The organism is Pseudomonas sp. B21_DOA (genome assembly GCA_030544685.1).
GTDB classification, from domain to species: domain Bacteria; phylum Pseudomonadota; class Gammaproteobacteria; order Pseudomonadales; family Pseudomonadaceae; genus Aquipseudomonas; species Aquipseudomonas fluorescens_AO.
This window is the reverse complement of record CP086683.1, coordinates 642,949-657,815: the sequence shown is the minus strand read 5'-3', so window position 1 is coordinate 657,815 and position 14,867 is coordinate 642,949. Positions and strand designations below refer to the sequence as shown.

The following is a 14,867-nucleotide window of genomic DNA, read 5'->3' as shown; positions in this document are numbered from 1 at the left end:
TAACAGGAGAATTGGCATGACCAGCAACAACCCGCAAACCCGTGAGTGGCAAGCGCTGAGCAGCGATCACCACCTGGCCCCGTTCAGTGATTTCAAGCAACTGAAAGAGAAAGGCCCGCGGATCATCACCAACGCCAAGGGCGTTTACCTGTGGGACAGCGAAGGCAACAAGATCCTCGACGGCATGGCCGGGCTCTGGTGCGTGGCGATCGGTTACGGTCGCGATGAGCTGGCTGATGCTGCTGCCAAACAGATGCGCGAGCTGCCGTATTACAACCTGTTCTTCCAGACCGCCCACCCGCCGGCACTGGAACTGGCCAAGTCGATTGCCGACGTGGCGCCGGAAGGCATGAACCACGTGTTCTTCACTGGCTCCGGCTCCGAAGGCAACGACACCATGCTGCGCATGGTTCGCCACTACTGGGCGATCAAGGGCCAGCCGAACAAGAAAGTCATCATCAGCCGCAAGAACGGTTATCACGGTTCGACCGTGGCCGGCGCAAGCCTTGGCGGCATGACGTATATGCACGAGCAGGGCGACCTGCCGATCCCGGGCATCGTCCACATCGCGCAGCCGTACTGGTTCGCCGAAGGCGGTGACATGTCGCCGGAAGAGTTCGGCATCTGGGCGGCCAACCAGCTCGAAGAAAAGATTCTCGAAGTCGGCGTCGACAACGTCGGTGCCTTTATTGCCGAGCCGATCCAGGGTGCCGGCGGCGTGATCATTCCGCCCGACACTTACTGGCCGCGCATCAAGGAAATCCTCGCCAAGTACGACATCCTTTTCGTTGCCGATGAAGTGATCTGCGGTTTCGGCCGTACCGGTGAGTGGTTCGGTAGCGATTTCTACGACCTCAAGCCGCACATGATGACCATCGCCAAGGGCCTGACCTCAGGCTACATCCCGATGGGCGGGCTGATCGTGCGTGACTCGGTGGTGGCCGTGCTCAATGAAGGCGGCGATTTCAACCATGGCTTCACTTACTCAGGCCACCCGGTGGCCGCAGCGGTGGGTCTGGAAAACATCCGCATCCTGCGCGATGAAAAAATTATCGAGAACGCCCACAACGAAACGGCACCGTATTTGCAGAAACGTCTGCGCGAGCTGAACGATCACCCGTTGGTGGGTGAAGTTCGCGGCGTCGGGCTGCTGGGGGCGATCGAGCTGGTGCAGGACAAGGCCACGCGCAAGCGTTACGAGGGCAAGGGCGTGGGCATGATCTGCCGGCAGTTCTGCTTCGACAACGGCCTGATCATGCGCGCGGTGGGTGACACCATGATCATTGCGCCGCCGCTGGTGATCAGCAAAGCGGAGATCGATGAGCTGGTTACAAAGGCACGCAAGTGTCTGGACCTGACCCTCGGTGCGCTGCAGGCCTAGGTGCTAGGCTTTGAGCGGGGAGCTGCGGCGCACTCGCTCAAAGCTGTCAGAAAGGCTGGTCTTTTGTTGAAAGACCGCCTCGGATCTTGCCAGACTAGCCGCGGTTCCAGTTGTCCGGGTTCGGCCGCTGAACAAAGTGGTTCAAAAAGAAAAATTTGGAGCATGACGCATGAAGGCATTAGGTAAAAAGCTAGCTGGCAAGACTCTGCTCGCGCTGTCCATGGCGGGCATGATGGCGGGTGCGGTGCACGCGGACGACAAGGTACTGCATGTCTACAACTGGTCCGACTACATCGCGCCGGACACCGTGGCCAACTTCGAGAAAGCCACCGGGATCAAAGTCGTCTACGACGTCTTCGACAGTAACGAAACCCTGGAAGCCAAGCTGCTGGCCGGCAAGTCCGGTTACGACATCGTGGTGCCTTCCAACAATTTCCTCGCCAAGCAGATCAAGGCCGGCGTCTACCAGGAGCTGGACAAGTCCAAGCTGCCAAACTGGAAAAACCTCGACGAAGACCTGCTCAAGGCCGTTGGCGATGCCAGCGACGAAGGCAACAAACACGCCTTCCCGTACATGTGGGGCTCGATCGGCATTGGCTACAACCCGGCCAAGGTCAAGGCTGCGCTGGGCATCGACAAGATCGATTCGTGGGACGTGGTGTTCAAGCCGGAAAACATCGAGAAACTCAAAAGCTGCGGCGTGAGCTTCCTCGATGCCCCGACCGAAATGATTCCGGCGGCATTGCACTATCTGGGCAAGCCGACCAACAGCAAGGACAAGGCTGATCTGAAAGCCGCCGAAGACCTGTTCCTGAAGATCCGTCCTTCGGTTGCCTACTTCCACTCGTCCAAGTACATCTCGGACCTGGCCAACGGCAACATCTGCGTCGCCGTCGGTTACTCGGGTGACCTGGAGCAGTCCAAGACCCGCGCTCAGGAAGCCGGTGACAAGGTCAAACTGGCCTACACCATTCCGAAAGAAGGCGCCGGTACTTTCTACGACATGGTCGCCATTCCCAAGGATGCCGAAAACGTCGAAGCCGCCTACAAGTTCATGAACTACCTGCTCGAGCCGCAAGTGATGGCCGGCATCACCAACGCCGTGCGTTTCCCGAATGGCAACAAGGCGGCGACGCCTCTGGTGGACAAGGACATCACCAGCGACCCGAGCATCTACCCTTCGGCTGAAGTGAAGAAGCAGCTCTATGCGATCAGCGATCTGGACGCCGCCACGCTGCGCCTGATCACCCGTAGCTGGACCAAGATCAAATCGGGCAAATAAGCCGGTTTGTCGCCACAACCACTGGCCGTCGTCGCTGCGACGGCGGCCAGCGGATAATTAAATGACAGAAAGTTTTGCTGGATCGGTTTTTCGAGGGTAAGTTGCGCGCCGGTTTTGTTGTCGGGCAGCCATGGCTGTCATGCAGCGCGGGGCAACTTGGGCCCAATCCATTTAGAGGACCTCCACTTGCCTGTATTTTCTTCTTTGCGCAAAGCCCTGCTGGCCGCTGCCGGCCTGACAATCGCTGTCGGAGCCCAGGCCGCCGGTACGGTGCATATTTATAACTGGTCCGATTACATCGGCGAATCGACCCTGGCCGACTTTGAGAAAGAGACCGGGATCAAACCGGTCTACGACGTTTTCGACTCCAACGAAACCCTGGAAGGCAAGCTGCTCGCCGGGCGTACCGGTTACGATGTGGTCGTGCCGTCGAACCACTTCCTCGGCAAGCAGATCAAGGCGGGCGCGTTCCAGAAGCTCGACAAGGCGCAGCTGCCGAATTATTCCAACCTCGACCCGGTGCTGCTCAAGCGCCTGGAGCAGAACGATCCCGGCAACCTCTACGCCGTCCCGTATCTGTGGGGCACCAACGGCATCGGCTACAACGTCGACAAGGTCAAAGCCGTGCTCGGTATCGACAAGATCGATTCCTGGGCCGTGCTGTTCGAGCCGGAAAACATCAAGAAGCTGCACAGCTGCGGTGTCGCGTTCCTCGATTCGGCTGATGAAATGATGCCGACCATGCTCAATTACCTGGGCCTGAACGCCAACAGCACCAACACCAAGGACTACGAAAAGGCCACCGCCAAGTTGCTCGCGGTGCGTCCATACGTGACCTATTTCCATTCCTCGAAGTACATCGGCGATCTGGCCAACGGCGACATCTGCGTGGCCATCGGTTTCTCCGGCGATATCTTCCAGGCGAAGAACCGTGCCGAGGAAGCCAAGAAGGGCGTCAACATCGCCTATTCGATTCCGAAAGAGGGCGGCGCGCTGTGGTTCGACATGCTGGCGATCCCCAAGGATTCGTCCAACGTCAAAGAGGCCCACGCCTTCATCAACTATTTGCTGAAACCTGAGGTGATCGCCCAGGTCAGTGATTACGTCGGTTACGCCAACCCCAACCCGGGTTCGGACAAGCTGATGGAACAATCCATTCGCACCGATGAAGCGGTTTACCCACCGCAAGCAGTCCTCGACAAGACCTACGTGTCGACCGAGTTGCCAGCCAATATTCAGCGTTTGATGACCCGCAGCTGGACCAAGGTCAAGTCGGGCAAATAACGCACAAACTATCCAGGGTTCGTCTTGCGGGGCGAACTGCTGCTTCTGTTGGGAGTTTCGTAAATGGCAGTTGCCTCCGGCGCCTACAAGAAAGCCCTCGAGGGCGACCAGACACCAAAACAGGTGCTGGTCAAAATCGACCGGGTCACGAAGAAGTTCGACGAGACGATTGCCGTGGACGACGTGTCCCTGGAAATCAAGAAGGGCGAGATCTTTGCCCTGCTCGGGGTTCGGGATCGGGCAAATCCACCTTGCTACGGATGCTTGCAGGCTTCGAACGGCCCACGGAAGGGCGGATTTTCCTCGACGGCGTCGACATCACCGACATGCCGCCGTACGACCGTCCGATCAACATGATGTTTCAGTCCTACGCCTTGTTCCCGCACATGACCGTGGCGCAGAACATCGCCTTCGGCCTGCAGCAGGACAAGATTCCCAAGGCCGAGATCGACGCCCGCGTGGCCGAGATGCTCAAGCTGGTGCAGATGAGCCAGTACGCCAAGCGCAAGCCGCATCAACTGTCCGGCGGCCAGCGTCAGCGCGTGGCCCTGGCCCGTTCGCTGGCCAAGCGCCCGAAGCTGCTGCTGCTCGACGAACCGATGGGCGCTCTGGACAAAAAGCTGCGCTCGCAGATGCAGCTGGAACTGGTGGAAATCATCGAGCGCGTCGGCGTGACCTGCGTGATGGTGACTCACGATCAGGAAGAGGCCATGACCATGGCCGAGCGCATCGCGATCATGCACCTGGGCTGGATCGCGCAGATCGGCAGCCCGATCGACATCTACGAAACCCCGACCAGCCGTCTGGTCTGTGAATTCATCGGCAACGTCAACATTTTCGAAGGCGAAGTGATCGACGACGCCGAAGGCCACGCGACCATCACCTGCAAGGACCTCGACCGGCAGATCTACGTCGGCCACGGCATCAGCACCTCGGTCCAGGACAAGTCGGTCACCTACGCGATTCGTCCGGAGAAGCTGCTGGTCACCGCCGACATGCCGACCTGCGAGTACAACTGGTCGAGCGGCAAGGTCCACGACATCGCCTATCTGGGCGGGCACTCGGTGTTCTACGTCGAATTGCCGAGCGGCAAACTGGTGCAGTCGTTCGTCGCCAACGCCGAACGTCGCGGCGCACGTCCGACCTGGGGTGATCAGGTCTACGTGTGGTGGGAAGACGACAGCGGCGTGGTACTTCGCTCATGAACATGCGCAAATTCAAACGCCGTATAAACCGAATCATCCCCAATGGCCGGCAAATGGTCATCGGGGTGCCGTTCATCTGGCTGTTCCTGTTCTTCATGCTGCCGTTCTTCATCGTTCTGAAAATCAGCTTTGCCGAAGCCGACGTGGCGATCCCGCCGTACACCGAGATCTACACCTACGCCGAACAGAAGCTGCAACTGCTGCTGAACCTCGGCAACTACGCGATGCTCGGCGACGACGAGCTGTACATCGCCGCCTACCTCGGCTCGCTGAAAATGGCCTTTATCAGCACCGTGCTCTGCCTGCTGATCGGTTACCCGATGGCCTATGCCATCGCCAGCGCGCGCAAAGAGCTGCAAACGGTGCTGGTGCTGCTGATCATGATGCCGACCTGGACGGCGATCCTGATCCGCGTCTACGCGTGGATGGGCATTCTCAGCAACAACGGTCTGCTCAACGGTTTCCTGATGAGCGTGGGCCTGATCGACGAGCCGCTGCAGATCCTCAACACCAACCTCGCCGTGTACATCGGCGTGGTCTATTCGTACCTGCCGTTCATGATCCTGCCGCTGTACGCCAATCTGGTGAAGCACGATCAAAGCTTGCTTGAAGCTGCTTCCGACCTCGGTTCGAGCACCTTCAACAGCTTCTGGAAAATCACCATTCCGCTGTCCAAGAACGGGATCATTGCCGGTTGCATGCTGGTGTTCATTCCGGTGGTGGGCGAGTTTGTGATTCCGGAACTGCTCGGCGGCCCGGAAACCCTGATGATCGGTAAGGTGCTGTGGCAAGAATTCTTCAACAACCGCGACTGGCCGGTGGCGTCCGCGCTGGCGGTGGTGATGCTGGCGATCCTGATTGTGCCGATCATCCTGTTCAACCGCAGTCAGGCCAAGGAAATGGAGGGTAAAGAATGAAGCGCTTCCGTTTCTCCAGCCTGATGCTGGTATTGGGTCTGCTGTTCATCTATCTGCCGATGCTGATCCTGGTGATCTACTCGTTCAACGCCTCGAAACTGGTAACGGTGTGGGGCGGCTGGTCGATCAAATGGTACGTCGGCCTGCTCGACAACTCGCAACTGATGGGCTCGGTGTTGCGCTCGCTTGAAATCGCCTGCTACACGGCGGTTGCCGCGGTGGCGCTGGGTACGCTGGCGGCATTCGTGCTCACGCGTATCACCCACTTCAAGGGTCGCACGCTGTTCGGCGGCCTGGTGACTGCGCCCTTGGTGATGCCGGAAGTGATCACCGGTCTGTCGCTGTTGCTGCTGTTCGTGGCCATGGCGCAGATGATCGGCTGGCCGCAGGAACGCGGCATCGTCACCATCTGGATCGCCCACACCACGTTCTGCGCGGCGTATGTGGCAGTCGTGGTGTCGGCGCGCTTGCGTGAGCTGGACCTGTCGATCGAAGAGGCGGCGATGGACCTGGGTGCACGGCCGTGGAAGGTGTTCTTCCTGATCACCATCCCGATGATCGCACCGTCGCTGGCAGCGGGCGGGATGATGTCGTTCGCCCTGTCGCTGGACGACCTGGTGCTGGCGAGCTTCGTGTCCGGCCCGGGTTCGACGACCCTGCCGATGGAAGTGTTCTCGGCCGTGCGCCTGGGCGTGAAGCCGGAAATCAACGCCGTGGCCAGCCTGATTCTGCTGGCGGTGTCGCTGGTGACCTTCCTGGTGTGGTTCTTCAGCCGCCGTGCCGAAGAAGCACGCAAGAAAGCCATCCAGCAAGCCATCGAAGAGAGCGCGGCTGATTCGTGGAAGCAACCGGACGCACGTCGCGCGCCTGCGCCACAGACCGTGTGAGCCGAGGGGGTGGTCTCATTCCCGAGGCCAACCCAAATCAAAATGTGGGAGCGGGCTTTTGTGGTGAGGGATTTATCCCCGATGGACTGCGCAGCAGGCCTTTTTTGGGGTCGCTTCGCAACCCAACGGGGATAAATCCCTCGCCACAGGGCCCAGTTCCAAATCTGGTTTTAAGCAGTCCAGGGAGACTGCCGGATAACCTCGACGAAATTCATCGGTTTGAACCCCGGCTCCTGATCCACCAGCACATCAGTCTTCACATTGCCAAACGTAGTCTGCGGGCGATGACGCAAGCCATCGGCAAACGCGCAGATGATGCACTCCTTGAAACCTTCCCCGCGTGGATGCGCATGCACCACGGCTTCGCGCTGCACGCTGCTGAACGCCGCGTAATCCATGCCCAGCACGTCCATCTCCACCCCGGCGGTCACCAGTGCTACGGTCGGGCGCAGATGCCTGGGCACGCCCGGCGTGGTGTGCAACGCGATCGACAGCCAGACTTGCTCGATATCGTCGTCGCTCAGCCCGTACGGCTTGAGAAACGCTGCGGCGGCATTTGCGCCGTCCACTTCGAAGCGCTCGTCATCGCTGCGATGGCCTGCGACCAGACCAAGGTCGTGGAACATTGCGCCGACGTACAGCAGCTCCGGGTTATAGGCCAATTGCTGGCGCTCGCCGCTCAAGGCGCCGAACAGAAACACCCGGCGCGAGTGGTGATAAAGCAGGTCGGATTCGATGTCGCGAATGTACTCGGTGGTGGCCCGGGCGAGGGCGCTGTCAGGGATTTTGATGCCGGCGATGGTGCTGGTCATAACGGTTTCCTCGTCGAAAACGCCGTCGTGGCGCTGCTGGGAAAAGTCTGTTCCCCGCGCGCCAAGCGAACAATCGAGTCATGGCTGCGATCCTTGCCAATCCACCTGCAAATCGTGCCAGGCTCGCTTGTCGGGTGTGGATTGGCTAGGGTGACCCGGGCAACAAGCCAGGCACGGCCCATGTGGGAGCGAGCCTGCTCGCGAAGGCGGTGTGTCATTCGACAGCTATGTTGCGTGTGACGGCCTCTTCGCGAGCAGGCTCGCTCCCACAGGTTTGTGTGTTTGCCAAAGGATCGAGGACGTTTCAGTCATGAACAAATCCGTCGTCATTGTGGTGTTCCCCGGCGTGCAGTCACTGGACGTCAGCGGCCCCATGGACGTGTTCGCCGAAGCCAACCGCTTTCTTGCGCCGCAGGATCACTATCGGCTGGAAGTGATCGGCGTCGAGCACGGGGCGATGGCCTGTTCCAATGGACTCAGCCTGCATGCCCACCGCCATTTCAGCGAATCTACGCAGGCCTGTGACCTGCTGCTGGTCGCCGGTGGACCGCAATTGCCGTTCATGGATTTTGGCCCTACGTTCGATGCCTGGCTGCGTGAAGCCTGTGGCCGCGCCCGGCGTTTCGGCTCGATCTGCAATGGCGCGTTCATGCTCGCCCGCGCCGGTTTGCTTGAGGGGCGCACCGTCACCACGCACTGGAACGATGCCGAAGCTTTGGCGCAGTTGTGCCCGACCACGCGGGTCGAGGCGGATCGTCTGTATGTCGAGGACGGCGCGCTCTACACGTCGGCCGGGGTCACGGCGGGCATCGATCTGTCGCTGTACCTGCTGGCGCGCGACCACGGCGCCGAGGTGGCGCTGAGTGTGGCGAAACGGCTGGTGGTGTTCACCCAGCGCTCGGGCGGGCAATCGCAGTTCAGCCCGTTCCTCACGCCGCATGCCGAACCGACGTCAGCGGTGGCGCTGGTGCAGTTGTATGTGCTGGCCAATCTCACCGGCGACTTGACGATCGCCGATCTGGCCAATGCGGCGAACATGAGTGCGCGCAATTTCTCCCGGGTGTTCGCGCGGGAAGCGAAAGTGACCCCGGCGGAGTTTGTCGAACGGGCGCGGGTGGATGCGGCGCGGGTCATGCTGGAAAGCACCACGGCGCCGTTGAAGACCGTGGCGTATCAGTGCGGATTTCGTGATGCGCAGCATATGCGCAGTGTGTTCAACCGCAGATTAGGCGTGACGCCGCAGCAGTTTCGGCTGAATTTTGCCGTGAAGCTCTGACGTTTTGCGGCGTCGCTGAAGGCCCTTTCGCGAGCAGGCTCGCTCCCACAGGAGAACGCATTTCAATGTGGGAGCGAGCCTGCTCGCGAAGGGCCGGTCGAGACGGCATTAATCTATTGCGCAGCCCGCGCAGGCAACAGCTTCAACGTACTGCGCGTATTCGCCAGCACCTCTTCCTCGCTGAAATGCGCCTGCACATAAATCCCTCCACGTACGCCTCCGCCTGATCGTCATAGTGACTGTCCAACGGTACGCCACTCTGGCCGACCGGGTTGATCGTCAAGCCATGCACCGGATCGGCAAAGTCCACCAGACGCCGGGTCGACGGCCCATAAGTCACCGGCCAAGGCGCCGGGCCGATCTTCGCCGAGAGGTTGTTCGGCACTTCATGACTGCCCGGCGCCGCAAACGGCCCGACGTTGAACAGGCGATCCAGCGGCTTCTGCTGCCCCAGTGGATGGCCGTGGGTCAGGGTGTGCGCCGCGCCCCACTGCCAACCGGCCACGTTATCGCCGAGGGTGAGTTTCAGATGCGCCATGCTTGCCGCCCACGCCGTGCGCACGACATCGGCGCGGGTTTCTTTGGCTGGCGTGCTGCGATTGTCCCACCACGCTGAATCCGCCTTCGCCGCCAGGCGTGGCAAGGCGGAATCGATCACCCGCGTCGACAGCATCGTTTCGAAAAAGTCATTGCCCAACTCATCGCGCATCGCCGCGTCGGCAAGGTCGTAGAGGAACTGGTTGAACACCGTCGCGCTGACCGAATCCAGCGGATAGTCGCCGGGCCATTGCGCCAGTTGCTCGACCAGTTTGCGTTGCGCCGGATCACTCACCACTTCACGCAACACCGGCAGCAGCGGCGCAAACAGACGCGGTCCATAACTTGTCGCCGTGCCCAGTTGCAGTTTCTGGTTGGCCTCGTTGCTCCACTTCACCCGGTTGTCGCTGAGTTGACGATCGAGCTGCTGGCCGCGATCGGCAAGGTTGTAGTAACCGGGAATCTCCATGCCGGTCGGCGACACGGGCTGGAAGTTGGCCGAGACGATATAGCCCCGCGCCGGGTTCTCTTCCTGCGGGTTGGCGCTGAACGGGTAGTAACCGTCCTTGTCCGCCTGATTGGTGCTGCCATCGAGAATGAATTCCGGTTTCACCCCGGCCGGCCGCTTGGGCAGCAGCGCCGACGCCCACCAGGCGATATCACCTTTGGCGTTGGCGTAAATCAGATTCAGCCCCGGTGCCTGGACCTTGGCCGCAGCCGCGCGGGCCTTGGCCAGGGTGTCGGCACGGTTGAGCTGGTAGAAGCCTTCAAGGATCGGGTTCGGCGTTTCCAGAAAGGCCCACCACATGGCGATCGGTGTTTTCCCGGCAGCAGTGCCCAGCGCATCGTTGACGATCGGCCCGTGCGGGGACTGGCGCAAGGTAAGAGTCACCGGCGCCTGCCCCTTCACATTGATCTGCTGCTCGCTCACGAGCAGGTCGGTCCACTGGCCGCGATACCAGACCTGATTGGGATTGTCCGGGTTGACCTTCTCGGCGATCAGATCGAGATCGTCGTTCTGGAACATGGTCAGGCTCCAGCCGAAATCGAGGTTGTGCCCCAGAAACGCGAACGGCACCAGCGCCTGATGATGGCCGTACAACTCGAAACCCGGCGCCGACAGCTGCGCCTCGTACCACACCGACGGCACCGAGAAACGGATATGCGGATCGCCGGCCAGCAATGGCTTGCCGCTCTGGCTGCGGTTGCCGGCAATCACCCAGGCGTTGCTGCCCTCAAACTGCGGCAGACCGTTGTCGAGCAGCGCGTGTTCGCTGAGGCGGGCGAGGGCGGTGAGGTCCTGCCAGTCGCCGGCGGCCAGGGCCGGCGCGTGCCGGGTGTGATCGGTAGCCAGAACGCCTTTGGCCTGCCAGTCCAGATCGAACACATTGAGATAATCGGCACCGAGCTGATCGCGCACGTAAGTCAGCAACGGCTCGGTGCGAAACGCGGCGGCAAAGCTGTAGGCCATGTAACCGGCGACGCTGATGCTGTCCTCGGCCGTGAACGGCCGCTTGGGGATGCCCAGCACGTCGAACTCGATCGGCGCGGCGTGGCTGTCCTGATATTGGTTGATGCCGTCCAGATAAGCTTGCAGGCCCTTCCACGCCGGCGACTGCCTGTCGAGGCTGGCGACGTAACTGGCCGCGCGCTCGCGGATGCGCAGGCTGCGAAACAGCTTATCGGTGTCGAGCAGCTTCGGCCCGAGCACTTCGGCCAGTTCACCGCGGGCGAGGCGGCGCATGGCTTCCATCTGGAACAACCGGTCCTGCGCGTGGACATATCCGAGGGCGCGATAAAGGTCGGTTTCGTTCTCGGCGCGGATATGCGGCACACCGCGCTCGTCGTAGCGCACGGTCACCGAGCCTTGCAGATTGCGCAGCTCGACCTGGCCCTGGCGCGTTGGCTGCTTGCTGTAGATATAGCCGCCAACGGCGCAGAGCAGGACAACGATGAGCAGGGCAACAACGGTGAACGCACGCTTCATGGTGACTCCTTGTGCAGGCGGGAGGGCCGCCCATCGGGCTGCAAACATTTAGCACAGAGCATCTGTGCGCTGCAGCGCTGTCCTTGAAAAGTCCGGAATGCCTTACTTCGCATCCGCCGGCCACGGGCAATAACACCCCACCGCCAGCGTATGCGTGGCATTGACCGGGCGATCCTCGGTCAGGGCATGCAGGATCGGTTCGATGAAGCTGTTGCTCGAGTTGCAGGCCAGGCCTTCGCTGTACGGGCCGAAGTATGCAAGTTTGCCGCTGCGATCCCAGATCGCCACGGCGGGACTGGCGGGTATTTGTTCGGAGCCGGGCAGGACGATGATGGTTTTCAGGCTGGCGAGGGTGGCGGGCAACTGGCCGTGGCTGCCGGGCTTTTGCACGGCGAAGAACTCCACGCCGCGAGGACCGAACTGTTCGACCATCTCGCTCAGGTGCTGTTGATTGCCGACGTTGCACGGGCAAGCCGGGTCCCAGAAGTGCACCAGGCGAATATTGCCCGGCCCGGCGAGGTTGCCCGGCAAGCGCAGCGGGTCACCGGAAAACACCGCGGTGTGCTCGCTGAATGCACGCAGATAGCGGCCCTGAAACCAGTCATATGCCGCCCACAGCACCCCGGCGCAGATCAGCGCGAGCAGGCTGGCGAACAGTGCGGTGCGGTACGGCGAACGCATGGATTGACTTCCTCAGAGGCGGGCTAGCTTGCCATGTCTGTCTCTACAGATGAATATCGCAGGCCGATAAAGTCCGTTTACCGCTCTGGAATGCCCGCATGCCTGATACTTTCGACCCCGATCATTTACGCGCGAGCCTCAAGCCGTTGGCCGAGTGGCAGCCGTTATCGGATGAGGCGAAGGCTTATCAGCGCTTCTACAAGACCGACTTCGTCGAGCGCGATGTGTGGCGCGGCATGGGTCGTTTCGAAGTCGATGGCTACGAGCTGGTCAGCCATTGCTGGTGGCCGGAGAAGGTCAAGGCGACGCTGTTTCTGCTCCACGGTTATTACGATCACATCGGCCTGTACCGGCATGTGATCGAGTGGGCGCTGGATCAGGATTTCGCCGTGATCGCCTGCGACTTGCCGGGGCATGGTCTGTCGAGCGGGCCGCGGGCAAGCATTCGCGATTTCGCCGAATATCAGCACATGCTGCAAGCGCTGTTTGCCGAAGCCCATTCGATCGCGCTGCCGCAGCCGTGGCATTTGTGCGGGCAGAGCACCGGTGGCGCGATTGTCGTCGATCATCTGCTTAATCATGGCGAGAACAGTCCGGCGCAGGGGCAAGTGATTCTGCTGGCGCCATTGGTGCGACCAAGGGCGTGGGGCTGGTCGCAGTTGAGTTATTACCTGCTGCGGCCGTTTGTACGCGGTGTGGCGCGACGCTTCAGCGAGAACTCCAACGATCCGGATTTCCTGCCGTTTCTGCAGACCGATCCGTTACAGCCAAGGCGTCTGCCGACGAAATGGGTGGGCGCGCTGTCGCGCTGGATCATTCGCGTCGAGCACGCGAAAAAAGCCCGCGACGGCCGCTGATCATTCAGGGGCAGGCGGACATGACGGTCGATTGGCAGCACAATCTGCAGGTATTGAAATGGAAGTTCGACCGCCCGCAGATTCTGCTGTTGGCCGAGGCACGGCATCACCTGGCCAATGAGACGGCGGAGATGCGTGAAGAGTATTTCGAATTCTTGAGCAAGCGGATCAGGGGCAGGAATCTGTAGCGGCTGTGCCGGCCTCTTCGCGAGCAAGCTCGCTCCCACATTGGAATGCAAACCCTGTGGGAGCGAGCTTGCTCGCGAAGGCGGCTTATCTGGCGACGAAGATTATTGGCCGACCGCCAACCCCGCCCGAATCGCCGCCAGCGCCGCCTGGTAATAAGCCTTGCCCTCGGTCGACTCGGCAAACGTCGCAAACTCTTCCAGCTCTTCATCCGACAAATCGCGATAAACGTAGAGCAGCGTATTGTTCAGATCCGCGCCGATCTGATCCATCAGCCGCTGGCGCTGACCGTTCAACATACCCTGCGCCTGACCGCCACCGAGCAATCCCGGGATCATCGAACTCAAACTGTCCGCCGCCACGCCGGCAATCGCCAGACTGACCTCGGCGCCAGCCTCACGGGCCGGCAGTGCCTGAGCGAGATGGCCGATGATCAGCAAACGACTGTCGCTCGCCTGCATTTTTGGCAGGCCCTGGGCATTTTTGCCAGTTGATCGCGACGAGTCGCTAGCAACTCGGCGGCGACGATTTTCTTGCCCAATGGTGATTGAAAGAAGGTCAGCGCCGGTTTCGGGTCGGCGAGTTTCTGCCGCAGTTGCGCTTCGGCGCGTTGATCCATGGCCTGTGCGGCGAAGCGCTGGTTGCTATTGTTGACCAGCGCCTGAAATACCGCAGGCGGCAGGCTGTTCTGATAGCGCTGCTGAGCGGCGCTCAGGGCATCGTTGAAATGCGCGCGTTGTTCTGGCCAGCCGGCGACCTTGTACAACTGATCGTGGCCGTCCGCCCAGGCGGGCAATACGCAGAACATCAACAGTGAAAAAGCAAACGGCGCATAGGGACTCCTGTCAGCAGCGGACTATTGTCCGTGCGGTGCCGGTACTTGTCGAGAATTCGTAGCAAGCCGCTGCGTGGCTCTGTCGGATTTGTTGCCGTCGGCATACTATGCGCGCCATGCCGATATCCTCTGAACACCCGCTGCTGTTACGCATTGTCGACGACCTGGCCGAACACGGCTGGTCGCAGCAGAACATCTTCCTGCCCGCCGATCTGACCCGGGCGCTGGCGGCCGAGTGCCGTAAACGTGAAGCCGAGGGTGAGCTGGCGCCGGCGGCGGTCGGGCGCGGGCCGTTTTCGGAGATTCGCGAGGGCATTCGTGGCGATCACATTCAGTGGATCGACCCGGGCCAGGCCGAGGCCACTGATCGCTATCTGAGCCTGATGGACAGTCTTCGCGAGGCACTCAATCGCGGTTTGTTTCTTGGGCTTGAGGATTTCGAATGCCATTTCGCCCTGTACCCGCCCGGCGCGTTTTACCTCAAGCACGTCGACCGCTTTCGCGATGACGACCGGCGCATGGTGTCGGCGGTGATCTATCTCAATGACGCATGGCTGCTGGAGGACGGTGGCCAGTTGCGCATGTATCTGGGTGACGAGCGCGTGCATGACGTACAGCCTACCGGCGGCTGTCTGGTGGTATTCCTTTCCGGCGAAGTACCCCACGAAGTATTGCCGGCCCATCGCGAGCGGCTGTCGTTGACCGGCTGGTTCCGTCGCCGTGGCAACGAGCCGTTCTGA

The 14,867-nt window shown here is 60.9% G+C and carries 9 protein-coding genes and 4 pseudogenes; 9 read left to right on the top strand and 4 right to left on the bottom strand.

What is annotated here, in order from left to right; all coding sequences use genetic code 11:
- Positions 1–16: 16 nt before the first annotated feature.
- The 6 genes and pseudogenes from LJU32_03125 (at position 17) to LJU32_03100 (ending at position 6,956) form a co-directional block, all read left to right on the top strand.
- The gene (locus tag LJU32_03125; GenBank protein WKV89425.1) at positions 17–1,381 is read left to right on the top strand and encodes an aspartate aminotransferase family protein; all 1,365 of its coding nucleotides are present in this window, start codon (positions 17–19) and stop codon (positions 1,379–1,381) included.
- A gap of 169 nt (positions 1,382–1,550) precedes the next feature.
- Positions 1,551–2,663: a polyamine ABC transporter substrate-binding protein gene (locus LJU32_03120; protein WKV89424.1), complete on the top strand. Its 1,113-nt coding sequence runs from the start codon at positions 1,551–1,553 to the stop codon at positions 2,661–2,663.
- A gap of 216 nt (positions 2,664–2,879) precedes the next feature.
- A complete protein-coding gene (locus tag LJU32_03115) occupies positions 2,880–3,947 on the top strand; it encodes a polyamine ABC transporter substrate-binding protein (protein WKV91028.1) in 1,068 nt (355 codons plus the stop codon).
- A gap of 63 nt (positions 3,948–4,010) precedes the next feature.
- Positions 4,011–5,152: pseudogene (gene potA / locus LJU32_03110) on the top strand (polyamine ABC transporter ATP-binding protein).
- 35 nt (positions 5,153–5,187) lie between these two features.
- Positions 5,188–6,069 carry an ABC transporter permease subunit gene (locus tag LJU32_03105; GenBank protein WKV91027.1) on the top strand — a complete coding sequence of 294 codons (882 nt, stop codon included), beginning with the start codon at positions 5,188–5,190 and terminating at the stop codon, positions 6,067–6,069.
- Complete coding sequence (locus tag LJU32_03100; protein WKV89423.1) at positions 6,066–6,956, top strand: ABC transporter permease subunit; 891 nt, start codon at positions 6,066–6,068, stop codon at positions 6,954–6,956. Before LJU32_03105 ends, LJU32_03100 begins: the two co-directional genes overlap by 4 nt.
- A gap of 170 nt (positions 6,957–7,126) precedes the next feature.
- Here LJU32_03100 and LJU32_03095 read toward each other — a convergent pair whose 3' ends face one another.
- Positions 7,127–7,768 carry an HD domain-containing protein gene (locus LJU32_03095; protein WKV89422.1) on the bottom strand — a complete coding sequence of 214 codons (642 nt, stop codon included), beginning with the start codon at positions 7,766–7,768 and terminating at the stop codon, positions 7,127–7,129.
- Between the two features lie 310 nt (positions 7,769–8,078).
- On the opposite strand from LJU32_03095, the gene LJU32_03090 reads away from it, so the two are divergent.
- Positions 8,079–9,044 carry a GlxA family transcriptional regulator gene (locus LJU32_03090; protein ID WKV89421.1) on the top strand — a complete coding sequence of 322 codons (966 nt, stop codon included), beginning with the start codon at positions 8,079–8,081 and terminating at the stop codon, positions 9,042–9,044.
- Positions 9,045–9,157: 113 nt separating this feature from the next.
- Here LJU32_03090 and LJU32_03085 read toward each other — a convergent pair.
- A pseudogene (locus LJU32_03085) lies at positions 9,158–11,568 on the bottom strand (penicillin acylase family protein).
- 102 nt (positions 11,569–11,670) lie between these two features.
- The gene (locus LJU32_03080) at positions 11,671–12,249 is read right to left on the bottom strand and encodes a DUF6436 domain-containing protein (protein ID WKV89420.1); all 579 of its coding nucleotides are present in this window, start codon (positions 12,247–12,249) and stop codon (positions 11,671–11,673) included.
- 98 nt (positions 12,250–12,347) lie between these two features.
- Between LJU32_03080 and LJU32_03075 the strand changes: the two are divergent.
- A pseudogene (locus tag LJU32_03075) lies at positions 12,348–13,294 on the top strand (alpha/beta hydrolase).
- Between the two features lie 102 nt (positions 13,295–13,396).
- Here the strand turns inward: LJU32_03075 and LJU32_03070 are convergent.
- Positions 13,397–14,100 (bottom strand): annotated as a pseudogene (locus tag LJU32_03070) (DUF2059 domain-containing protein).
- A 134-nt stretch (positions 14,101–14,234) separates the two neighbouring features.
- On the opposite strand from LJU32_03070, the gene LJU32_03065 reads away from it, so the two are divergent.
- Complete coding sequence (locus LJU32_03065; protein WKV89419.1) at positions 14,235–14,867, top strand: 2OG-Fe(II) oxygenase; 633 nt, start codon at positions 14,235–14,237, stop codon at positions 14,865–14,867.

Excerpts from the sequence above, each read along its gene's own strand:
- LJU32_03095 (WKV89422.1), bottom strand. The coding sequence starts at position 7,768 with ATGACCAGCACCATCGCCGGCATCAAAATCCCTGACAGCGCCCTCGCC.
- LJU32_03090 (WKV89421.1), top strand. The coding sequence starts at position 8,079 with ATGAACAAATCCGTCGTCATTGTGGTGTTCCCCGGCGTGCAGTCACTG.
- LJU32_03125 (WKV89425.1), top strand. The coding sequence starts at position 17 with ATGACCAGCAACAACCCGCAAACCCGTGAGTGGCAAGCGCTGAGCAGC.
- LJU32_03120 (WKV89424.1), top strand. The coding sequence starts at position 1,551 with ATGAAGGCATTAGGTAAAAAGCTAGCTGGCAAGACTCTGCTCGCGCTG.
- LJU32_03100 (WKV89423.1), top strand. The coding sequence starts at position 6,066 with ATGAAGCGCTTCCGTTTCTCCAGCCTGATGCTGGTATTGGGTCTGCTG.
- LJU32_03080 (WKV89420.1), bottom strand. The coding sequence starts at position 12,249 with ATGCGTTCGCCGTACCGCACCGCACTGTTCGCCAGCCTGCTCGCGCTG.
- LJU32_03065 (WKV89419.1), top strand. The coding sequence starts at position 14,235 with ATGCGCGCCATGCCGATATCCTCTGAACACCCGCTGCTGTTACGCATT.